Annotated in this window: 25 protein-coding genes and 1 pseudogene; 25 read left to right on the top strand and 1 reads right to left on the bottom strand. The window is 50.9% G+C overall.

Annotation, left to right across the window (positions count from 1 at the left end; genetic code table 11):
* Window positions 1–123 precede the first annotated feature (123 nt).
* From ACKLKD_RS11785 to ACKLKD_RS11745, 9 genes are all read left to right on the top strand, one after another.
* Window positions 124–729, top strand: a complete 606-nt coding sequence (locus tag ACKLKD_RS11785) for a DNA adenine methylase (RefSeq protein ID WP_053093556.1) — start codon at window positions 124–126, stop codon at window positions 727–729.
* Window positions 730–808: 79 nt separating this feature from the next.
* Window positions 809–1564, top strand: a complete 756-nt coding sequence (gene phoH, locus ACKLKD_RS11780) for a phosphate starvation-inducible protein PhoH (RefSeq protein ID WP_087804762.1) — start codon at window positions 809–811, stop codon at window positions 1562–1564.
* Between the two features lie 11 nt (window positions 1565–1575).
* A complete protein-coding gene (locus tag ACKLKD_RS11775; protein WP_420061972.1) occupies window positions 1576–2121 on the top strand; it encodes a DUF2829 domain-containing protein in 546 nt (181 codons plus the stop codon).
* Window positions 2118–2363, top strand: a complete 246-nt coding sequence (locus tag ACKLKD_RS11770) for a DUF7681 family protein (RefSeq protein WP_087804764.1) — start codon at window positions 2118–2120, stop codon at window positions 2361–2363. Before ACKLKD_RS11775 ends, ACKLKD_RS11770 begins: the two co-directional genes overlap by 4 nt.
* A 234-nt stretch (window positions 2364–2597) precedes the next feature.
* The gene (locus ACKLKD_RS11765; protein ID WP_087804766.1) at window positions 2598–2846 is read left to right on the top strand and encodes a glutaredoxin domain-containing protein; all 249 of its coding nucleotides are present in this window, start codon (window positions 2598–2600) and stop codon (window positions 2844–2846) included.
* 118 nt (window positions 2847–2964) lie between these two features.
* The gene (locus ACKLKD_RS11760; protein WP_049140176.1) at window positions 2965–3216 is read left to right on the top strand and encodes a type II toxin-antitoxin system Phd/YefM family antitoxin; all 252 of its coding nucleotides are present in this window, start codon (window positions 2965–2967) and stop codon (window positions 3214–3216) included.
* Entirely contained in the window at window positions 3216–3539 is a 324-nt protein-coding gene (locus ACKLKD_RS11755; RefSeq protein ID WP_087804768.1) for a type II toxin-antitoxin system RelE family toxin, read from the top strand. The genes ACKLKD_RS11760 and ACKLKD_RS11755 overlap by 1 nt, the downstream gene beginning before the upstream one ends.
* Entirely contained in the window at window positions 3529–3888 is a 360-nt protein-coding gene (locus ACKLKD_RS11750) for a hypothetical protein (protein WP_087804770.1), read from the top strand. The genes ACKLKD_RS11755 and ACKLKD_RS11750 overlap by 11 nt, the downstream gene beginning before the upstream one ends.
* A 126-nt stretch (window positions 3889–4014) precedes the next feature.
* A complete protein-coding gene (locus ACKLKD_RS11745; RefSeq protein WP_087804772.1) occupies window positions 4015–5037 on the top strand; it encodes a tyrosine-type recombinase/integrase in 1023 nt (340 codons plus the stop codon).
* Here the strand turns inward: ACKLKD_RS11745 and ACKLKD_RS11740 are convergent.
* Window positions 5027–5407, bottom strand: coding sequence for a hypothetical protein (locus ACKLKD_RS11740; protein ID WP_087804774.1), 381 nt, complete (start codon window positions 5405–5407; stop codon window positions 5027–5029). The genes ACKLKD_RS11745 and ACKLKD_RS11740 overlap by 11 nt on opposite strands.
* A gap of 338 nt (window positions 5408–5745) precedes the next feature.
* Between ACKLKD_RS11740 and ACKLKD_RS11735 the strand changes: the two genes are divergently transcribed.
* The 16 genes and pseudogenes from ACKLKD_RS11735 (at window position 5746) to ACKLKD_RS11660 (ending at window position 19952) form a co-directional block, all read left to right on the top strand.
* Window positions 5746–5967: a hypothetical protein gene (locus ACKLKD_RS11735; RefSeq protein ID WP_087804776.1), complete on the top strand. Its 222-nt coding sequence runs from the start codon at window positions 5746–5748 to the stop codon at window positions 5965–5967.
* Between the two features lie 84 nt (window positions 5968–6051).
* On the top strand, window positions 6052–8016 hold the full coding sequence (locus ACKLKD_RS11730; RefSeq protein WP_087804778.1) for a cobaltochelatase CobT-related protein: 1965 nt from the start codon (window positions 6052–6054) through the stop codon (window positions 8014–8016).
* 110 nt (window positions 8017–8126) lie between these two features.
* Complete coding sequence (locus ACKLKD_RS11725) at window positions 8127–9356, top strand: AAA family ATPase (protein WP_087804780.1); 1230 nt, start codon at window positions 8127–8129, stop codon at window positions 9354–9356.
* 191 nt (window positions 9357–9547) lie between these two features.
* Window positions 9548–11878 (top strand): annotated as a pseudogene (gene dnaE / locus ACKLKD_RS11720) (DNA polymerase III subunit alpha); the annotation flags it as partial.
* Between the two features lie 123 nt (window positions 11879–12001).
* Entirely contained in the window at window positions 12002–13171 is a 1170-nt protein-coding gene (locus ACKLKD_RS11715) for a uracil-DNA glycosylase (protein WP_087804783.1), read from the top strand.
* A gap of 112 nt (window positions 13172–13283) precedes the next feature.
* A complete protein-coding gene (locus ACKLKD_RS11710) occupies window positions 13284–13589 on the top strand; it encodes a hypothetical protein (RefSeq protein ID WP_087804785.1) in 306 nt (101 codons plus the stop codon).
* A gap of 69 nt (window positions 13590–13658) precedes the next feature.
* Window positions 13659–14093, top strand: coding sequence for a hypothetical protein (locus ACKLKD_RS11705; protein WP_064186069.1), 435 nt, complete (start codon window positions 13659–13661; stop codon window positions 14091–14093).
* A 133-nt stretch (window positions 14094–14226) separates the two neighbouring features.
* On the top strand, window positions 14227–15189 hold the full coding sequence (locus ACKLKD_RS11700) for a regulator (protein ID WP_132312483.1): 963 nt from the start codon (window positions 14227–14229) through the stop codon (window positions 15187–15189).
* Between the two features lie 61 nt (window positions 15190–15250).
* Window positions 15251–16207, top strand: a complete 957-nt coding sequence (locus ACKLKD_RS11695; protein WP_087804788.1) for a 5'-3' exonuclease H3TH domain-containing protein — start codon at window positions 15251–15253, stop codon at window positions 16205–16207.
* Window positions 16204–16491, top strand: a complete 288-nt coding sequence (locus tag ACKLKD_RS11690) for a hypothetical protein (protein ID WP_049140190.1) — start codon at window positions 16204–16206, stop codon at window positions 16489–16491. The genes ACKLKD_RS11695 and ACKLKD_RS11690 overlap by 4 nt, the downstream gene beginning before the upstream one ends.
* Window positions 16484–17551 (top strand): recombinase RecA, encoded by a 1068-nt coding sequence (locus ACKLKD_RS11685; protein WP_087804790.1) that lies wholly within the window; start codon window positions 16484–16486, stop codon window positions 17549–17551. The genes ACKLKD_RS11690 and ACKLKD_RS11685 overlap by 8 nt, the downstream gene beginning before the upstream one ends.
* A 116-nt stretch (window positions 17552–17667) precedes the next feature.
* Window positions 17668–18114, top strand: a complete 447-nt coding sequence (locus tag ACKLKD_RS11680; protein WP_053093558.1) for a hypothetical protein — start codon at window positions 17668–17670, stop codon at window positions 18112–18114.
* A 123-nt stretch (window positions 18115–18237) separates the two neighbouring features.
* On the top strand, window positions 18238–18639 hold the full coding sequence (locus ACKLKD_RS11675) for a hypothetical protein (RefSeq protein ID WP_064186072.1): 402 nt from the start codon (window positions 18238–18240) through the stop codon (window positions 18637–18639).
* 32 nt (window positions 18640–18671) lie between these two features.
* Window positions 18672–18857, top strand: a complete 186-nt coding sequence (locus ACKLKD_RS11670; RefSeq protein ID WP_064186073.1) for a hypothetical protein — start codon at window positions 18672–18674, stop codon at window positions 18855–18857.
* A 2-nt stretch (window positions 18858–18859) separates the two neighbouring features.
* The gene (locus tag ACKLKD_RS11665) at window positions 18860–19459 is read left to right on the top strand and encodes a hypothetical protein (RefSeq protein WP_053093559.1); all 600 of its coding nucleotides are present in this window, start codon (window positions 18860–18862) and stop codon (window positions 19457–19459) included.
* 193 nt (window positions 19460–19652) lie between these two features.
* Entirely contained in the window at window positions 19653–19952 is a 300-nt protein-coding gene (locus tag ACKLKD_RS11660) for a hypothetical protein (protein ID WP_087804793.1), read from the top strand.
* Window positions 19953–20042 lie beyond the last annotated feature (90 nt).

The following is a 20042-nucleotide window of genomic DNA, read 5'->3' as shown; positions in this document are numbered from 1 at the left end:
CTCCTGATTTTGTTCTCAGGGCTTCTCTCTGCAATGGGAAACCATATTGAATAATTGTGCTGTAGGTGATCAAGTAATTTGCGAACAAGTGTCCAACTAAATTGCGAATGGGGGATCAAGTAAATGCAAATACACAAAATGGCGAGAGAACTGTTTTCAAAAAACAGTGAAGGCGAGTATTACGACATCCGTGAGAAATTTAGAGCGCGAGATTCTGCGCCGGATATGCAAGCAGCCTACTTCCTGTATCTCAACCGGCACTGTTTCAACGGGCTGGTCCGCTACAATCAGGCTGGTGCGTTTAATGTCGGGTATGGGAAATACAAAGCGCCACATTTCCCAGAGGCAGAGATGCTTGCGTTGATCCAAATGGCTGGCTTGCGAGAACTGGCGTTTGTCTGTGGCGACTTCGACAGTGTCATAGAGGAAGCGGGGGATGGTGACGTTGTGTTCTGCGATCCGCCATACGAACCCATGCCAGATAAAAATGGCTTCACAGCGTACTCAGGGGCGACGTTCAGCTTCGCGGACCAAGAGCGTCTGACTCGTCTGCTGATCGCGGCCACGGAGCGTGGGGCGCGTGTGATGATAACCAATAGCGGAGCGCCAAAGATTCTGGAGCTGTACCACAACAACGGATTCACGCAGCGCCGGTTATCCGCTCGTCGCTCCATTTCATGCTCAGATTCCGGGCGTGAGACGGTAAGTGACGTGTTAGCCATTATTTAAAACACGAATATATGTAATGACATACATATGTGATAGCGGTATATTCCAGATGTCACTCATCAATTAAAGGGATTTTAAAATGGGTTTACCACGTAAGAAGGCTCGCAAAGCAGGGAAAGGGGATCACGCATTACGCGGTCGTCGCGCTGATTACATCATTGTCGATGATCTGGCAGACGTCCAGACCCCGCGCTCCAAGCGGGACAATACACCCATTGAAGCACGCAATGAGGCTCAGGGTCATTACCTGGCCAACATTCAAGCCAAGTCGCTAATCATCGCCACCGGCGAAGCCGGCTGCGGCAAAACGTTCCTGGCCACCGCGTATGCTGCGGACCGTCTGCTTGCGAAAGACGTCCAGCGCATTATTGTTACCCGCCCCGTACTGCAAGCTGAAGAAGATTTGGGTTTCCTTCCGGGCGATGTGGGTGAGAAGTTTGCTCCCTACTTCCGACCCGTCTATGACGTTCTCCAGAAGCGTCTGGGCGCGTCCTTCCTCGAATACTGTCTCAAGCCAGAAGTCGCCAAAGTAGAGATCGCCCCGTTCGCTTATATGCGTGGCCGGACGTTTGAGAACGCTGTGGTCATTCTGGATGAAGCGCAAAACGTTACACCGTCACAGATGAAAATGTTCCTGACCCGCATGGGCGAGAATGTCACCGTCATTGTGAACGGCGATGTGACGCAGTGCGACCTTCCGTTGGAGGTTGAGTCCGGTCTGGACGATGCTCTTCGCCGCTTCAAACCCAGCCGTGATGTGGGGATGGTCGAGTTCTCGTTAGAAGATTGCGTCCGCTCTGACCTCTGTAAAGTTGCACTAGACGCCTACCAGTAAGGAAACACAAGATGTCCAGAGTCGTATTGCCGAAATATCAAAGCATTAAAGTTGTGGAGGCGGCCAAGATTGCGAGAATCCACGGTCAGGTAATGCTGTTATCCTTCTGCAATCGTGTAACACGCTCTGAATTGGGCCACGTTACCAAAGTTGAAGTAGAACAGAGTTACATCGACAAGCATCAGCCGCAAGTTGGCGGGTATTACGTTCGTTACGAAGATGGGTATGAGTCCTACTCACCACAAGGCCCATTTGAATCAGGTTATTTGCCGGTCGACACCGCTATCCATGCCGCCAAAGTCGGTGCATCTTTTGGTATTGCGATCGAGATGCTGAAAGACGGCCATCGCGTCGCTCGCAAAGGCTGGAACGGCAAAGGTATGTTCTTGCGCATGGTGTCAGGCAAACAGTACGACGTCGCTTGCGGCATTGCTCGTGATCTGGAGCTGGCGCCCTGGATCGGCATGAAAACAGCGGACAATAAGTTTGTTCCCTGGCTGGCCAGCCAGACCGATATGCTGGCTGAGGATTGGGTGATTGTGGAGGTCGCTAAATGAAAGACCAGCACACCAAAATCAAAGGCTATCGTGATCTGTCGGCTGAGGAAATCGCGCTGATGAACGAAGGCAAATCGCTATCCCAGAAGGTTGGCGAGTTTATCGAGAAGCTTGAACGTGCCGAGTTCGCCAAAACTGGCGATGAAGTACCGGACAAACGCTGGCTTGCCATCGGTAAAACCGACCTGCAAAAAGGCTTTATGTCTGTGATCCGCAGCATCGCAAAACCAACAACTTTCTGAGGCTGAGATGACTCCAGAACAATTTGCATATTGGTTACAAGGGTTCGTCGAGCTCAATGGCCAGCAACCGACTGACGCGCAGTGGGACAGCATTAAAGAGCACCTGCAAACCGTGTTTAAAAAGGTGACGTCGTCCGTGCCGCCTACAGGTCCAGTCCCTCGTGGTGGCCTGGAGCAGCTTCGTGGCTCGGCACTTGATCAAACTCTCTTATCATTATCTTGTTAGGAAAACGCATGAAAATTACCATCTACGGTAAAGAAGACTGTTCATACTGCAAACGTGCGGTTGAGCTCTCCAAACAGCTTATCGAACGTGGTTGCGCGGATTCGTACACCTACTTCAACATCGTCGAAGAGGGGTTCGACGCGGCGACACTCAGTATTATTTTGGGCCGACCGGTCCGAACCGTCCCGCAGATCCTTGTCGATGGGGTCGCCATCGGCGGGTATACGGAACTGGCCGCACTCGCCACAACGCTTTAAGTAACAAAGGCCCGGTCTAACCGGGCCTTCTTCTCCCCGCACCGCCTTCCTCAATTTGTAGACACGAACGCAAAAAGAGATTAAATTAGCTCTAAATTTAGAGTTAATCGGAGGTTTTATGTTCACTGAAACGGTACTGGCCAAACGCACATCGTCTATTAGCGAGTTCAAGAAGAACCCGTCCGCCGCAATGAGTGAGTCGCATGGCGAGCCTGTCGCTGTCCTGAGCCACAACAAGCCGGCCTTTTACTGCGTCCCACCTGCTCTGTTTGCCCTCATGATGGACCAGATTGGCGACCAGCTCCTTCTGGATAAGGCTATGTCTCGACTGGATGATGATGAGGTGGAAGTCACCCTGGATCAGCTTTAATGGGCGACAATTTTACAACAAAGCTGACGTTCAAAAGGCTTGCTCTGGCCGAGTGGAAGTCGCTATCCACACCCATAAGGGATAAGTTCAAGAAGGTTTTGGCTAAGCGTCTGGAGTCACTGGATTCGCTGACGATGCCGAAAAATAGGCTCTCTCTTCAGCATAATTGCTACAAGATTAAGCTGAAGAACGACGGCTATCGTTTGGCCTATACGGTAAAAAATGACGAGTCCGGCACCGTCACCGTCGTAGTAACTGTCGTTGCGGTGGACCGCCGTGATGAAATTTACAATGAGTTGAAAAAGAGACTTAATGACGAATAGAGAACGGGAAAATAAACCCGCTCTGGGCATAAGGCAGAACATGACCACCGAAGAAATGCGCGACTTCCTTTTGCAAAACAACTTTATGCGCGTCAGACAGCTGGAGGATGGAAGTTGGATCGGCACGATGAAGTTGATGTTCACCACGTCAGTTTGCATGGACATCGATGAGCTTTCCCCCTTCCGCTATCGCTGGTGCTTCGCGGACCCGGAGGAAGCGAATCACTTCTTTGATACGGCAGTCGACTTTGACGAAGTTCCGACTCGTCGAACGTCACTGAAAGGACACCGGTATCGGGGAGAGCCTTTGTTGCGCGAAAAAGACGAATTTGGATTTGATAAATGGTAGGCGGAAGCCTGCCAGAATCCACCATAACCCACCTCTTTGATTCCATACTTATATAGTATGGAATCAAAGGTAAAATGAAGCTATATTTGGCATCATCCTGCCGCCCATTTCCTATCAGGGAGCGTTATGAGCCTCGATCTCGATCACCAAAAAGCCATCGAAAACAGTTCAGTTGAGACAGTCGCCTATCTGGAACAGTGTCGGGCGATGTCCGGCAAGCAGCTGCTGGACGCCCCGGACGAAATGACATTTGAGATGGGCTTCCGCATTTTCACCAGGCTTTCACTTCTCGTCACCCGGCGCCGGCCGGAGATAGCGGTACACTGTGTCCTGATTCACATCATGCCGATGTTGCAGTCAAAACAAATTACCGCCATAAAGCGATCCGACATTAACAAAATCATCAATGGCCTGGTGCTGGACGGCAAGATTGTCCAGAGCCGACGCGTCTTTTCTGTTATGAAACAGTTCCTTAGCTGGTGCGAGTTCCAGGGCCACATCGACACATCTCCCCTGGCTTCCATCTCGCTAAATAAGGTTGCCGGCGGCGTTCGCATGAAGCCGAGAGAGCGGATCTTGAGCGACGAAGAGATAAACCTGTTCTGGACGATGTGGGATTTGGCCGACGTTGACGACTGCACCAAGTGGGCCGCCCGCCTCATTCTCTGCTCAGCCAGAAGGCCGGATGAGGTGCTAAGGGCCAGGCGCAGTGAGTTCGATCTTGATAGAGATGTATGGAATCAGGGTACGCGCAACAAGTCCGCAAGACGACACACACTCCCCATAAGTCCAATTATGAGGGAGTGTATTGAGTCATTGTTTTTGGCCGGAGGTAACAGCGAGTGGCTGGTTCCGTCAAAAAGAAGGGAGGGCAATCCGGTATCCAAAGTGCTGATTTCTCAGGCATCACGTCGGATACAGGGATTGTCCTACAGTGGATTTAATGAACCCTTTGAGATTCGAGACTTAAGGCGCACCGCCAGAAGTGCGTTTTCGCGCCTTAAGATTTCTCAAGAGGTAGCACGACAAATTATGAATCACTCGCCAGAAGGTCTGGATAACGTATACAACAAGCACGACTACTTGGATGAAATGGCCGAAGCTATGTTGAAATATTCAACCTTTTTAAGAGGTTGCATTAAAGGGTAGATTTCAGACGCTCTATCTCCGCCGTCAACTCTTCTTTGGATTTCTTCAGAAGTTCGTTTTCTTTACGGAGTGCGTCGAGGTCTGCTTCGAACTTCTTCATCATCTTCTCTTCACGGGTGGCGAAGTGGTTGAAAATGGCAGGCTCGCGTTCTTCCAGAACCATCATCATAAATTTGTGGCCGTTGATTCCAGTTGCATAGGCAAATGGAAGGACGCGGTCGAATGATAGATGTGTTTTCCCGGCCTTGATAATTGAGAGGGTGTTCACGTTGGGGAACCCTACTTCAGTCGCTATTTGACCTTGTGTTTTCCCAGAGTCGATTATGGCCGCATCCATGAGGGGGCGGTATTTGCCGATATCTACTGTCATTTAATTCACCTTTTCGATGATATTTGAAGTTTGCTGCTTGTTTGTTGTTCTACGAGAATATCTTATCTAAGTAAGTACATACAATATAGCATAGATAAATATACAGATACACAGCATAAAAACAAGTTCAGGTCACCGCCTCAATAACTACTTGTTTATGTAGGTTTTTTTAACTTGACAGCCATCAAGTCCAGTAACAATATTTTACAAATTGGTAGAATTATGACAAAAATGTGAATTTATTAACTTAAGAATATTCCTTTTATTGTAATTGAAGAGTATATTCACGCTTATGTTTTTGATAGTAGTATGACTTACAGGGATAAGGTTTTCTCAATATGCAAGATACAATCAGTTCGCTGGAAAATTTGAATGTTACAGCCTCCCTTGTCCTTTCGCGGGAGATGGCTGCGACATTGAGCGTCGATTATCCATTCACACCTATCAACGATCAGTGTCAGGATCTTCTGGCCTCCATTTTGACGTCCGGCGACAAGCAGTTCGCGGTCATACAGCACCCCATCAACAGCACCCTGGCCATCATCTACCGCTTCGTTTAGTACGCCCCCTTAATTTGATTATTGAGTGCCTCTTTAAGATGTTTATACTTAGTTTATAAGTAAACACTTACAGAGGCATTAGATATGGCAACCGCGCAGCAAGTATCCGTTTTCCGTGACGCAATTAAGAAAGTAACAACCATCCTTGCTGGTAAAGACTTGCCTGTCATTGAGCGTGGGCGAAAAGCCTATGTTCGATATCACAACGACGAGCCCGTCGAAATCTGCATCCCATCCATACCGGATGACGCAAGCGAGAAGTTCATGGAGGCGATTCGTGGGTTTGTCGATCATGAAGTCGCGCACATACTTTTCACCGACAACAAGGCCATCACGGCAGCCACTGGCGGGAAGAAGATTAAGGCGTTTTTCATCCTGAATGCGGTAGAGGACGTCTTCATTGAAAAGAAGATGTCGAAGCTGTTTGCCGGTTCCAACGCCAACCTCATCGCCACCCGTCGTCACGTCATTGAAGACGTTTTCACGCCTCGCTTACGCGATGCTCTGGCCCAGAGTGCAGATGAGGTCCAGCTGTTCCGTAATTTCTTTCTTGTGCCAGCGCTACGTTCGTGGGGCGGCCAGTTGGACTTCATCTCCTTCATGGAAGAGCACGGAAAGCATGTAGGCGAAGTCTGCGCTTTCCTTGAAGGCAAAGGTATTCGCGCTGACGTTGAGAACCTGGATAAGAGTCTCGATTCGCTGGCGCTCGCCGGAAAAATCACCAAGTGGCTCAATGAGTTTTCGGATCTGAAAAAGAAAGACGAACCAGAAAAAGAGAAGTCCGAGGCGAAAGACAAACCTGAAGAATCGGAGGAAGAAAAGCCTGAAGAGTCGGAGGGAGAAGCCGAGGAAGATCAGTCAGACGAAGAAGTTGAAGATGCTGATGAGGGCGACGAAGAGGCTGGCGAAGCCGAAGACGAAGAGGTTGGCGAAGCCGAAGACGAGACCGGAGAGGATGATCTGCCGTCTCTCATCGACGCTCTTATGAAAGCTGAAGGCAGCGATGGTGATGATCTGTCTATCGAAAAGGCGCTGAATGAAATCATGGGCATTGAGGAAGAGATGTCCACTGAAGACAAAAGCTACCGCCCTTTTGAGCGCACTAACGACTATATGGGACCTCTGGAAGACGCAGACGCCTTTATACGAAAAGTATTTGGAGACCCAGAGAACAGCCGTCTCTACGGGGCGCCATATGGCGTTGAAGGCTATAAAATTGAGGACGACGAGAGATGTCTTCGTACCTTTTCTCGGATCGGCAAAAAAATGGACACAGGTGATGATACCGCCGCAGCGATAGCCAAAGACCTGGAGCGCGCCATAGCATCCAAAAACAGGACCATGTTTATCCCCGGCCAAAAGAAAGGGAAGGTTCATGGGCCGAGCCTGTATCGCCTCAACATGAATGACGACCGCGTGTTCCGCCAGAAGGACGAGAAGCGAGCGGTTAATGCGTGTGTGCAGCTGGCGGTCGATATGTCGGGCTCAATGTCGGGCGAACGCATCCATATGGCGGCAATGGCAGCATATACGATGGCAAAGGCGCTGGATGCCATCAAGGTTCCTTGCATCGTTGCTGGCTTCACCACTGGCACAATGCCAAGAGGGAGTTGGCATAACGAGTCCGCCAGCAGACCCTTCACACGATTTGAATCGCTTTTCCTTCCTATCCTGAAAGGATGGAATCGCAAGGCAGACTCTCTGGAAACTCGTCGTAATTTAGGCCACGTTATGAAAGGCGTCCCACTGCTCAACAATGTCGACGGTGAAAGCATTCGCTCTCTTTCGCGTCACTTCAATGATCGCAAAGAGGACCGCAAGATAATGATTGTGCTCAGCGACGGTGAACCACATGCAGTTGGTCGCGGATTCGCCAACGACTTGAGGAAAGCGGTTGGCGACATTGAGCAAGCTGGCATCGACCTGTATGGCGTGGGCATCCAGACCACTGCACCCAAAAGGTTCTACACAAAGTCGGTCGTTATCCACAACCTACCAGACCTTGGCAAAGAATTAATCAGACTGATTGCGGGATCTCTGATCGAGTAACGTTACTTTTTCCAACCTAATAATATGTATGTACTTACTTGCTTACCTATATCGAGTAAGTACAATTCATATAACTAAACGACATTACTCAAATAACGACGGAGATACGCATGGATCAGGTTAAAGAAGTTGCTGCGGAAAACGAAGGTTCTGAGTGCATTCAGTGCTCGTGGTGTGGCGAGTATAGCCACCACATAGGCCAGCATCTTCTTAAAGGTCGCTGCAACAACATTCCTGCGGAGCTCGTTGGTCTGGAGCCAGCCGAACTGTTCAAAAAGTACAAGGCGATGCATCCAGACGCCCCAACCATGAGCCAGCTGGCGGCGGCGAAGATCCGCGAAGCGTACAAGAAGGCAGATGGGAAAGTGCCGGCGAAGGATGAGGTTGTCAGCTACGCCATTGCCGAATTTAAAACAGAGCTAGTGCCAGCTCACGGGGTGTTTGGGTTAAAGCTGTCGGCACTCTCTCGCAGCAATGGCGAGCCGCTGATGGTCAACGTAAACGTCAATACGCCGTTCCCAGAACTTATCCCGGAGATCCGCGAGGACTATGTCTTCGGTGATGTCGAGTTGCTGAAAGATGTCCTGATGATGCTGGAAACCGGTATCCCAGGCTACATCTTCGGCCACGCTGGTACTGGCAAAAGCACAATTATTTCGCAGGTTTGCGCTCGTCTTAATCGTCCGATGATCCGCGCCCAACATACAGCGTCGACTGAAGAGTCGCAAATCGTCGGCCAGATTCTGGCGAAGAACGGCAGCACTTACTTCGAGCCTGGTCTTCTGTCTCTGGCTATGCGCTTAGGTTGGGTTTATCTGGCGGATGAGTACGACTTTGCCTACCCACAAATCCTCGGAATCTATCAGCCGGTTCTTGAAGGTGAAGCGCTGACGCTGAAAGAGGCCACTCCAGAGTGGAGAACCGTTAAACCACACGCCAAGTTCGCTTTCATCGGTACTGGTAACACCAACGGATCAGGCGATGAAACCGGTCTGTATCAAGGTACGAACATTCAGAACGCCGCCAACTTCTCACGCTTTGGCATCGTGGCTGAATCCCAATACATGAAGGCGGCGCAGGAAATCGACATGCTGGTCAATATCGGCGTCGACTTCGATTCGGCTAAGAATCTGGTGAAGTTCGCGACGGAAGTTCGCTCCGCTTACATCTCAGGAAAGGTATCGCAGCCAATCGGTCCGCGTGAGCTGAAGCTGGCAGCCATCGTCGGTCTGGCACGAGGCAATCTCTCTCTTGGCATCAACAAGGCATACGCCAACAAGATGCCGTCCGTCAGCGCCCAGGTCGTCCGTGAAATAGCCCAGCGCATCTTCGGTGCCTAATCCATGAATAAAGGCTGCTTCGGATCATACGTCGTGGCGTCTGAAGTGAATGAGGTTTGTCTGGCTTGCCCAGACAAGCCTCTTTGCCACGAAAAGGTAAAAGAGACGCTGAAAGAACATTTCGGGGATGTTGAAGGCTTCCCCATCGACAACATAGGAAAGCGCAGAAAAAGCGCTAAGGCTAAAAACACATGAAAACTTTACTCATTCGCACCGACTTTTCTTTGGGCGAATCGTCTCTTAAGGCGAACAGAGCGCCCATCGTTGCAGCGGAGAAAGGTTACACCTCGATCATTGTCGCAGATACCAACAATATCGCAGCCATTATCCCGGCCCAGCAGAATGCGCCTGAAGGATTCGATGTGATCGCCGGCGTTCGGGTGCTACTCGTTGACGACGTGGAGTATGAGCATCGCTTACGTGAAGAAGGGATCGCCAAGAAGGATGCGCCAGCGCCAGTGAGAAAGCGGATGTATAGCTTTACCATTCTCGTGAAGAACGACGCAGGGTATGGCGATGTGTGCGAGCTACTGACTATCGCCAATATGCGCGAAAACATTTATATGGTTCCTCGACTGTCCATCGACCATTTGGCCGCCATCTATGCTCGCGGCAATGTGATCATCATGAACAGCGATCGCGACAGTGTTTTCCACCGCGACGACTTCGTTAAAATCATTTCTGCGCTGGTCCGCTCCGGCGGCGCAGAGAACTTCTACAGCGTCGTTTACCCGATTTCCACTCCATTGTATGACCAACTCAATTCACGCGCTCTGAAGGTCGCACAAGCGCTTAAATTGAATCCTGTGGCCATGTACCCCGCTTACTACGAAAGTGAGGAAGATGCTGACCTGAAAGACGTCGCGCACCTCGTCATCAACAACATCAAACTCGATCAGGACTATCGCTTCCGCTTCCCGTATCAGCGCGACAACGGCATTCAGGATCGCAAGCATTTGCTGACCCGGCTGAAAGAGTTTTCCATCCGCATGGGCGTACCGGTTCATCCTGATATGGTCACGGTCAATCAGGACAAAATGACGGAGGCATGTGCGTGGCGGTGGAAGCCAATGCCGGTCACGCTGCCAAAGCTGGCAGACAACGAGGCGAAAGCGCTGACGGAGCTGGCCATCGCCGGCTTGCGTAAGCGTTTAACGACAATCCAGTTTGGCTACAAGCCGGATACAAAGGACTTCAGCACATACACCGCTCGCCTGAAGTACGAACTGGAAACGCTTATCAAGTTGGGTTTCTGCGGTTACTTCCTGATGGTGGAGAATCTGATCAGCTGGGCGCGGAGTAACAACATTCCGACCGGGCCGGGTCGTGGTTCTGCGGCGGGTTCATTGGTGGCGTGGGCCATTGGCATTACCAACATCGATCCGATTCGCCACGGCTTGCTGTTTGAGCGATTCATCAACCCGGAGCGTCTCGACTTACCGGACGTCGATGCCGACTTCAGTCAGGTCCACCGCCCACGAGTTCTGGAATATCTGGAATCCCATTACGGCGAAGAGTATGTGGCCGGCATCCCCAACTTCACCTACCTGGGGATGGCGTCGGCGTTGCGCGATACAGGTCGTATCTTTGGCGTCAGCGCGGATGATTTGGCGGTGTCGAAGCAGCTCAAGCCGTTTGACGACGAAGGTCTGTCTTTGGAAGAAGCCAGGGAAGAGTTGTCGGCGCTCGACAAGTATGCAAAAGCGAATCCGAAGGCGTTCGAGTCCGCGACCAAAATTCAGTCATTGATGCGTGGGTTTGGCAAACACGCAGCGGGTGTGATCGTGTCTGGCGTTCCACTGACAGAAAGGACTCCCGTCGAAAGACGTGGTGATTCGCGCTGTATCGCGTTTGACAAGCGTTACTGCGAGGCAATGGGTCTTATCAAGCTGGACGTGTTGGGACTGGCTACGCTCGATTTGCTGGCTTTATCACGCCAGTACGTCAAAGAGCAGACCGGTCTGGAAGTGGACCTCGATGCAATCCCACTGGACGACAAGAAGGTGCTTGGGGAGATGGCGGAAGGTCACACCATTGGAATCTTCCAGTTGGACGGCGGAACCATGCGCAAATTGCTGAAGAACATTGGCGGCGGCATCGAGCCATTAACCTTCGAATCTACCGTCGCAGTAACCGCACTCCATCGACCTGGCCCAATGCAATCTGGCATGGAAGACACTTACGTCAAGGTGGCGATCGGTTATCAAAACCCAGAGTCGATTCACCCCATGATTGACCACGTTACGGAAAGCACAAACGGCGTACTGGTTTACCAGGAGCAGATCATGAAGTCCGCGCAGATTCTGGCCGGATTCACGTTCGCAGAGGCGGACAACATCAGGAAAGCGATTGGTAAAAAGGACGTCGAGAAGATGCACAAAATCGGTGGCGAGTTCGTGCAACGCGCGACTGAAGGGTGGATTGAGGTCGAGATGGACGACGGATCGGTTGTCCAGGTTCAGAAGACGTCGATGCATATGTGCTCCGACGGCAAGCGTCGGACCATTTACCAGGCCATTGACGAAGATGCCGATATTATGATGTTGGACGCCGCGCATTAAACAATACAATTAGTAAAGCTGTAAACAATGTAATTAGTAGCGCAGTAAACAAGGTGTTTGCTGCGTCACATGGAGAAAATACACATGAAAGTCGCAAAAATAGTGTCCGAAAGACCGGGCTTGTCAGAAGAGAAGGCCAAAGAGATCTGGGACGCATTCGAGAAGTTCGGCGGCTATGGATTTAACAAATCTCACTCCGCCGCCTATGCCACCATCTCCTACCAAAGCATGTACATGAAGGTACACCATCCGGCAGAGTTCTTTGCGGCCGCGCTATCCATTCTCGGCGAAGACAAACACCAGGCGATAGTGAAGGACGCGGCAACTTATGGCGTTCGCGTCATGCCGCCGGACGTCAACATTTCAAGCGGACGCATCGAAATCGGAAAGCTGCCTTCTGGCCAGATAGCGTTATTCGCCCCCTTCTCTTCCGTTAAAGGTTGCTCGGACAACGGATGCGCTGCCATCGTGAATGCGCGGCAGAAGGTCGGTGGGAAGTTCGAAACCTATGAGCAGTTTGAGATGGCCGTGGAGAAACGAGCCTGTAATGCTCGCATACGTGAAGGACTGATGCGCGTCGGGGCGTTCGCTTCCATTCAGCCAGGCACATCGCCGGCAGACGCTGAAGACCGCAAGAAGGATCAGGCGGAGTTGATGGGCAGTCTCTTTACCGGCACCGTGAAGATCGGTCGCGTGTTCGAGTCGACGCCACGGAAGACGGCGGAGTTGTCCGTTCTGATGGAAGAGATGCGCAGCAAGCTGGGCCTGGGCGAGAGTATGGTGACGCCATACATCGGCCTGAAGCCAAAGGTCATGATCATCCTGAACAACGCCAATGGCAGTGATGCCAAGAGCGGCATATTCATGAATAAGGGGTATGAGGACTTCAAGGGGCGCATTGCCAACACTCTGGGCCTCCGTATGGGCGATCTTTATGTCACCGGCGTCATGAAGCGGGCAAAGGGGAAGGATGAGCAGTACACCAAGGATGAAGAGGAAGTGTTTATCGAAGGTATGCGTCGTGAAATCGAGATCATGAACCCAACATACATCCTTGCGTGTGGAGCTTACGCTTCAAGGCTGTTTAACGAGAAGGACAAGATGGGTGATTTGACTGGTCGCAAGGAGTATTTCGCGGACAAAGACTTCACCGTCTTCCATGCTTTCACACCGGGCATCCTTCACTTCCGCCCGGAGGAAGGTGAAAAGCTGGATGAAATTTTGAAAGATCTCTGCGACGCGATTGAAGGCTAACGCAACTACCAAAATCCGCCTTAATTCAGCGCTTTACCCCCTTCCCCACTGAGATAAAATCTACCAAACAACGAAACTACTTGTTTGGTAGATAACTCATAAGGCAGTCAAAATGAAACAAACTCTGGTCGGTTTATTGCTTCTGGTTCCAGCGGCCGCGTTCGCTGAATGCACCACCGTGGGTGAATACACATCTTGCATGTACATCGACGGCAACCATGTTCGCCAGGTGACAACCGGACCTGGCGGCCAGCGTATCGAGCAAAATACGCGACTCAATTCTGACGGCAGCATCGACGGCTACACGACGGGCGACTTGGGTGATCACACCACCTCTATCCGCCGGCTTCCTGATGGCAACACCATGATCAAGACTGACGGCAAAACGCAGATCTGCAACGAGCTTAAATGCTACTGACCACAAGGGGTGAAAGCCCCTTTTTTTTGCGATAACATATATGTACACACTTACATATACAGGCAGCACATGAACAAATCTCTCATTGAACAAATCCTGGAAGACCTCAACTTCGACAAAAACAATCTCGATGAGGTCTGGCGCGAACAACCACGCCTTCTGATGCAGTACGGATACAAGCTGGCCGAAGCAGAGCGATCGATGGCCGACGCCAAGCGAAAGCTGGACGTCACGGAGGCGAGAATCTATCGAGAAGCCCGTTCAAAGCTGGGTTTTGACGGCGTCAGGATCAGCGAAAGCACACTGGACTCTCGCGTAAAAAGCGACCCTTCCTACGTCACCGCTCGCGCTCTCTATGACGACAGCAAGTATCAGGTGGATGTTTATAAACAGGCTGTGTCAGCGTTTTCTCACCGCAGAGACATGATCGTCCAGGCGTCAAAGGCATTCATTATCGAGATGGAAAGGTTGGGCGATGGGCGTTTTTCTGGCCCCCGCAGTTAATCATTCTTCCCGCATTTTGTATCTTGCTTATATGCAAATACATAACTAATATAGCTGTGTCGAATACGACCAGAACGCCACTAACGCTAATGCGCAGCCGGCCATATAAAAAAAGAAAATCGAGGATTTACACATGTCAGTTCAAGCACTGTTACGCCGCAGTAAGAAGGCTCTCGAAGAGGCACGTCCTACTCGTGGGCAGGATTTGGAGAAGCTGAAAGCAGGTGAAAACTATCTGCGAATCTTCCCGAACAAAGCGGATCCGGAGAACGGCGACTTCTTCCACCCATACGGTTTGCACTATGCCAAGCAAACTGGACCGGATGGCAAAATTCAATATTCGGCGGTCCTGTGTCAGCACCACACCCACAACAAACATTGCGCCATCTGCGACATGGTTGAAGAGGCAAAAATCTACCATCGCGGCAACGAAGCGATGAAAGATATGATCAACGATGTGCGAGCCGGTTTGCGCTATGTCGTTATGGGTATGCTGTCGAACAATGAAAACTTCTCTGGCTGCGAAGGTCCGAAACTTATTGACCTGCCTCAGACGGTATTGGATGACATCATTGCTCTGATGGAACAGGACTACGAAGACGAAGTCGGTGAACCACTGAGTCGTGAGCGTGGTTTTGCATATCTGATCAAGCGTACCGGCACCGGTCGCGACACCAAGTATGAAATTACGCCTAAACGTAAACTGAAGTCTCCGATCACCCAGGCTCAGCTTGACGCACAGCCTAACTATCTGGATTTCGTGAACCAGAACGATTCGGCGAAAATTCCGCTGACTACCCGCATGGTATCCGCAACTCTGGGTATCGCTCCACCAGCAGGTTTAGCGGACAGTGCCGGCGCTCTGCCAGGTATGTCCGTTGGCGCACTGCCGGGCATGTCCGAAGGCTCAACCTATATTCCGAAAGAAGAGCCGGTTGGCAAAGGCATTGATAACGAAATCCTGAACGAAGAGCTGGAACGCGCTGAAGAGGCGGTCTATGAAGAAGTGAAGGAGTCGAAGGCAGCTGAAGCAGCTCCGGCGCAGGAAGACAGTTTCGAAGATGAGTTAGCGGCACTCGCTGCGCTCGGAATGTAACCCACCATTCCTGCAACTAACGGGCGTCTACGGACGCTCGTTTCATTTGGAGAGCAAGCCTATGAATTATCTCTTCGTCGACGGCAATGGGTTGGGTTACTACCACCATGAGTCTGACAAGCTGAGTAACGGTGAAATGGAAGTTCAGGCCATCTTTGGCTTCCTGAAAAACGTTCGTCGCTATGCGTCCATCCTGAGAGCGCGACCGGTCATCCTGTGGGATGGTTTCTCAGATAAGCGCCGCGAATTTTACCCGGAGTACAAATCCAATCGCGATGAAGACGCGAAAATGAAGTCGATGAAGGAAGGTTTCGCCAAGCAGAAGCCTTTCATTAAAGACATTATGCGTGTGGCCGGCGTCAACCAGATTACCGCCGTGGATGGCGAGGCAGACGACCTGGCTGGCATGTTGGTGGCCAAATACCGCCACGACGACAACGTCGAAAACGTCTATCTGCTTACCGGCGACTCTGACTGGAAGCAGCTGGTTAACGAGAAGACGACGTGGGTCGCCTTACGTGAAGATGCCAAGCACAAGCGCATCAACATGGAAATGTTCGCAGAGCTGACCGGCTACCCAACGCCAAAAGCGTTTCTTGAAGGTAAAGCGCTGCAAGGTGATAAGTCGGACAACATTCAGCAGGTGGGCGGCATTGGCGAGAAAGGTGCGCAGGATCTGCTTCACGAGTATGGCTCAATCGTCTCTCTGGTTCGGGGCATCAACGATGGCTCAATCGTCATTGACTCCGGGCGTAATAAAACAGCCGTCAACAAGTTGGCTCGTAACGAGTTCAATGAGAAGACAGGCTGCAAGATGCTGGATGCTTTTCTGCGAAACATCAAACTGATGAACCTCATCCAGACGCAATTTGCCCCAGCCAAGCTGGATATCGTTCGCGGCGAGCAGGACTTTAAGGGGCTGGAAGAGTTGTGTAATCGGCTGAATTTCCGGTCCATCGTAGAGGACTTTGAGGTGTTTGTGGTGCCATTTGAGCGCTACTGCGGGGCTTCCTCATGATTACGTCCATTGTACGTTTGGGAGAGACAACCACGGCGAACAAGCTGGCTATGGAAATGGCGCACCAGTTTGGCACGTACTCGATCAACGGGTTCAAAAGCATTCTCGAAACCAACGGGTTGAAGCTGACTTACCGCGAAAAATTGATGGTTGTCGATCATTTGATGACCGCATTAACCCGAATCACAAAACTATTTTCATCTGGCGGTCTGTCATTCGACGCAGAGAAGGCGAAGACATACATCGTCCATCAATTAAACACAGGGGTAGAACAAAATGGCTAAAAGTCCATTGGCATTGGCGTTAGGCAAGAAGCTGGGTAAAAACGACGAAATCCAGAAGGTTGAGCAGTGGATTGATACCGGATACCCACCGCTGAATGAAGTGGTATCAGGAGATCTGGAAGGCGGCTTCCCATGCGGGCGCATCGTTGAGGTGTTCGGTCCTCCGTCGGCTGGTAAGACGTTCCTTGCCACCAAAGCGATGATTGCCGCTCAGAAAGCGGGTGGCGTCTCAATGTTCCTCGACCACGAGAACAGCTTCGATGTTGGTATGGCTGTCGGTATGGGTCTGAATGCGGATGAAGACGAAGGTCAGTGGATCTACAAACAGCCAGACACTTTTGAAGACGCGATCGACTTAACGGGCCAGCTCCTTTCAGCGATCCGTAAAGGAGAGTTGATTCCAGCTGACGCGCCAATCGTCATCGTTTACGACTCGCTTGCCTCGATGGTTCCGCGCCAGAAGTTCGAGAAGTTCGAGAAGATGGCGGACGGCACGGCCAAAGAGAAAGACGAGCTGAATATGAACGACAACACGGCGCTGGCGCGAGCGACCTCAGCTAACCTGCCGACGCTGGCTAAGTGGGCGCAGAAATATAACGCCTGTCTCATCTTCCTGAACCAAGTTCGTACCAAAATGGGCGTAATGTTCGGCGATCCGACCACGTCACCGGGTGGCGACTCTCCGAAGTTCTACGCTTCCGTCCGAATCAAGTTGGGCGGTGGCCAGCTGAAAGACGGTGGTGATCGCGTTGGTCAGCGTGTTACCGCCGAAGCCGTGAAGAACAAGGTCGCGCCGCCATTCGGCAAATGTGAGTGGAACTTCTACTTCGATCCGTCCCGCAGCCTGGACGTTATGGAGTCGATGGTGGAATACATGCTGGAGAATGGCTATCTGCCTAAGAGCGCGACCGGGCGCATCGAGATCGACGGCAAGAAGTACACCAAGTCCCAGATTGTCGATTTGTACCGTAAGCAGGATTTGTCGACAGTCGTGAAAGCGATCAAGCGTATTCAGGCGAGTCGAGTGAAGGAAGAAGTCGAAGAGGCTGAGGAAGCGTAGTCGACCGACAAAAACAATCAGGCGTCCATTGGGCGCCTTTTTATTTTCGTTGTTTGTATGTATGCATTTACTTAGAATATATATAAGAAATTAACTCATCTGAGGAAATAGAGACGATGGAAATCAAGTATCTGTCAGACGGTAGAAAAGTGGTTGTCGTGGGTCAGCTGAACCAGACCGAGACGATCGTTCAGGAAGTGTTTGTGACCGAAGCCGGCGACGAGCTCCCTGGTGGCGAGCGCTTTGTCACCAAATCACTGCATGATGTGCCGGTTGAGTCGTGGTATTCACGCGAAGTGAACCAGATCACTCAGAAAATTAAGGACGCCCAGGTGGAACTAAAGCGCGTTCATGATCAGATAACGGAAAGCAAGTCCAGGCTGCGTACATCTCTCAAAATCTCCGAAAGCGTAAGGCAGCTATCTACGGCGCTGGAGAGTCGGGGTGTAGAGAGTTTTTGCGACATTCTTACCGGCAAGATGAAGTTCGCTGTAGTCGGTGGAGGTCATTACCCAGAAAATAAAGAGCCGCACATGTTGCGGCTTTTTGTCTTTGTGTCTTGATGATATGTATTCACATATATAACATATAAGAATAGAGCCTTTCCATATTTGCGGCGCAGCTTAGACGCCGTGGCCAAACCCATATAATTAGCAAACAAGTTGTTTACTGCGTTAGAGAAAATCATGAAAGACGTAATCCCCGAAGAGTTCTTTGAGAAGGCAGTTGGTGCAATGGAGAAGTCCAGATATTGGGAGATCCTCGACTGCCCTACCGTATTAAATCTGGCAGAGACGCAAGCCAGACTCGCGGGAGAGCGCATCCCTCACGCCATCAGGACTTCAGCCAGACGTATGCTTACGCGCGTTAAGGAAGCGGAGGCAAGGCGTCTCCTGATGGGTGTAGCCAATGCGATGGATCCAGCTGAGAAAATGAAGGAGTTCGAAAATTACCGCACGAGAATGGTCTGGCTGGTGGCCTCGGAACTTCTCGAAGCGGCACGTATTGGCAGCGTTGCGCAGTACCGGAAGCAACGACAGGAGATGGCGATCCGCTCTAAAGCCGTCGCCAGCGCCTTGGCCATTTAAACGCGAATTATGCCGAAACAAGTTGGGACTGAATGAAAACAATATTTGTGACCGTCGAAATCGACGTACCGGACCACGCCTCACGCAAAGATATTGCCGACTTCGTTGATGTCGAATACGGCCAAGTTGGTGGCATGAAGCTTGATAATCCGTGCCGTGGCGATGCGACAGAGATCGTGAGTGCAACGTGGGAACCGGCCGATAAAGAGAGAGGTTGAAAATGGGTAAAGAAGACGAGTCATTCCGTGCGGCCTTTGATGTCTGGCAGGATAAAACGGATTGGGTGCAGAAAGATCGGCGCTTTGACGTGCTAAATCCTTGGGGTATGCATCGCGCCGACGTGCTGAAGGCATTCATCGAGCATTTGGAAGGTCGCATTACGGAGCTGGAGCTTGATTGTGCCGAGTATCTCAAGTTTAAAGAAGTGATGGAAATGGCCTCACGGCATCTTGCGAACGACGAGCCGTTAGACCTTGAATCTTTGTTCAGGGGCGAATTGGCGTCAGCCATGTTCTCGATGATGTTTGCCGGCGAGTTTAAGCGCAGCGGCGCGACCAATTACCTTGAACTTAGTTATGACGTTCCTGAGTTTGGTGGCGTGATTGTCACCATCCAGAAGCAGGACGGCAAGACGCCAGGCCAGCGAGTTGGGGAGCTGGAAGAAAGAATCGCCGAACTGGAGTCCCGCACCGTGACGCTGCCAGATTTGCGGCAGATAGTATCCGGTGACAGGTATGTATGGTCAGATGGCGTTTTCAACTACAACCAAGATGTTAAGAAAGCGATAGCCGACGCTGGCGTCAAGTTGAGGACTGAGTGATGTTGACTCTCGAATACCATTCAACGCAGCAGCTGCGGGAGCGCATTGCCTCAACGCTACGGAAATATAGTCTGTAGTCTGTCCTTTGTGGTATGTATGTAAATACCTACAAAACTAAAAGGCATCGCTTAGATGCCTTTGCAAAAACAATATAATTACTAAACAAGTTAATTACTAAATAATGGGAACACACATGAAAGGTTTGGTTCGGATTTACAACTCCATCGACAAAGAGATTCTCCCCTACTTCTTGGTGGAGCTTGGCGGGACCACCGCGCCAACTCTCACGGTTGACGAAAAGTCGCTCGTGTTGGAGAAGCTGGAAGCGAGAATTGCTGAAATTATCCCCGAACATTACTGCGATGGCATGAAGCCTGATGGTGACGGTGTTTTTTGGATTAATGGCGGTTGTCTGTATGTCGAGGATGCGGAAGTGATCAGCGACAGCGATGCCACCCATCTTGAAAGGCTATTGTGTCTTTCTACTTTTTAACATCATGTACGTAGACATTTACTTATAAGGGTGTATTATGCCGCTCCTGTCCGTTATTGCGTCGCTTTTCCTTGTAGTGGATAGCGTCTT

Origin of the sequence: Klebsiella sp. 10982 (genome assembly GCF_048589245.1) — a bacterium.
Classification (GTDB): Bacteria; Pseudomonadota; Gammaproteobacteria; order Enterobacterales; family Enterobacteriaceae; genus Klebsiella; species Klebsiella quasivariicola.
This window is presented reverse-complemented; position numbering and strand designations above follow the sequence as displayed.

What these genes read in the sequence shown, in the direction of transcription:
- ACKLKD_RS11785 (WP_053093556.1), top strand. Translation starts at nt 124, where the DNA reads ATGCAAATACACAAAATGGCGAGAGAACTGTTTTCAAAAAACAGTGAA.
- phoH (WP_087804762.1), top strand. Translation starts at nt 809, where the DNA reads ATGGGTTTACCACGTAAGAAGGCTCGCAAAGCAGGGAAAGGGGATCAC.
- ACKLKD_RS11775 (WP_420061972.1), top strand. Translation starts at nt 1,576, where the DNA reads ATGTCCAGAGTCGTATTGCCGAAATATCAAAGCATTAAAGTTGTGGAG.
- ACKLKD_RS11770 (WP_087804764.1), top strand. Translation starts at nt 2,118, where the DNA reads ATGAAAGACCAGCACACCAAAATCAAAGGCTATCGTGATCTGTCGGCT.
- ACKLKD_RS11765 (WP_087804766.1), top strand. Translation starts at nt 2,598, where the DNA reads ATGAAAATTACCATCTACGGTAAAGAAGACTGTTCATACTGCAAACGT.
- ACKLKD_RS11760 (WP_049140176.1), top strand. Translation starts at nt 2,965, where the DNA reads ATGTTCACTGAAACGGTACTGGCCAAACGCACATCGTCTATTAGCGAG.
- ACKLKD_RS11755 (WP_087804768.1), top strand. Translation starts at nt 3,216, where the DNA reads ATGGGCGACAATTTTACAACAAAGCTGACGTTCAAAAGGCTTGCTCTG.
- ACKLKD_RS11750 (WP_087804770.1), top strand. Translation starts at nt 3,529, where the DNA reads ATGACGAATAGAGAACGGGAAAATAAACCCGCTCTGGGCATAAGGCAG.
- ACKLKD_RS11745 (WP_087804772.1), top strand. Translation starts at nt 4,015, where the DNA reads ATGAGCCTCGATCTCGATCACCAAAAAGCCATCGAAAACAGTTCAGTT.
- ACKLKD_RS11740 (WP_087804774.1), bottom strand. Translation starts at nt 5,407, where the DNA reads ATGACAGTAGATATCGGCAAATACCGCCCCCTCATGGATGCGGCCATA.
- ACKLKD_RS11735 (WP_087804776.1), top strand. Translation starts at nt 5,746, where the DNA reads ATGCAAGATACAATCAGTTCGCTGGAAAATTTGAATGTTACAGCCTCC.
- ACKLKD_RS11730 (WP_087804778.1), top strand. Translation starts at nt 6,052, where the DNA reads ATGGCAACCGCGCAGCAAGTATCCGTTTTCCGTGACGCAATTAAGAAA.
- ACKLKD_RS11725 (WP_087804780.1), top strand. Translation starts at nt 8,127, where the DNA reads ATGGATCAGGTTAAAGAAGTTGCTGCGGAAAACGAAGGTTCTGAGTGC.
- ACKLKD_RS11715 (WP_087804783.1), top strand. Translation starts at nt 12,002, where the DNA reads ATGAAAGTCGCAAAAATAGTGTCCGAAAGACCGGGCTTGTCAGAAGAG.
- ACKLKD_RS11710 (WP_087804785.1), top strand. Translation starts at nt 13,284, where the DNA reads ATGAAACAAACTCTGGTCGGTTTATTGCTTCTGGTTCCAGCGGCCGCG.
- ACKLKD_RS11705 (WP_064186069.1), top strand. Translation starts at nt 13,659, where the DNA reads ATGAACAAATCTCTCATTGAACAAATCCTGGAAGACCTCAACTTCGAC.
- ACKLKD_RS11700 (WP_132312483.1), top strand. Translation starts at nt 14,227, where the DNA reads ATGTCAGTTCAAGCACTGTTACGCCGCAGTAAGAAGGCTCTCGAAGAG.
- ACKLKD_RS11695 (WP_087804788.1), top strand. Translation starts at nt 15,251, where the DNA reads ATGAATTATCTCTTCGTCGACGGCAATGGGTTGGGTTACTACCACCAT.
- ACKLKD_RS11690 (WP_049140190.1), top strand. Translation starts at nt 16,204, where the DNA reads ATGATTACGTCCATTGTACGTTTGGGAGAGACAACCACGGCGAACAAG.
- ACKLKD_RS11685 (WP_087804790.1), top strand. Translation starts at nt 16,484, where the DNA reads ATGGCTAAAAGTCCATTGGCATTGGCGTTAGGCAAGAAGCTGGGTAAA.
- ACKLKD_RS11680 (WP_053093558.1), top strand. Translation starts at nt 17,668, where the DNA reads ATGGAAATCAAGTATCTGTCAGACGGTAGAAAAGTGGTTGTCGTGGGT.
- ACKLKD_RS11675 (WP_064186072.1), top strand. Translation starts at nt 18,238, where the DNA reads ATGAAAGACGTAATCCCCGAAGAGTTCTTTGAGAAGGCAGTTGGTGCA.
- ACKLKD_RS11670 (WP_064186073.1), top strand. Translation starts at nt 18,672, where the DNA reads ATGAAAACAATATTTGTGACCGTCGAAATCGACGTACCGGACCACGCC.
- ACKLKD_RS11665 (WP_053093559.1), top strand. Translation starts at nt 18,860, where the DNA reads ATGGGTAAAGAAGACGAGTCATTCCGTGCGGCCTTTGATGTCTGGCAG.
- ACKLKD_RS11660 (WP_087804793.1), top strand. Translation starts at nt 19,653, where the DNA reads ATGAAAGGTTTGGTTCGGATTTACAACTCCATCGACAAAGAGATTCTC.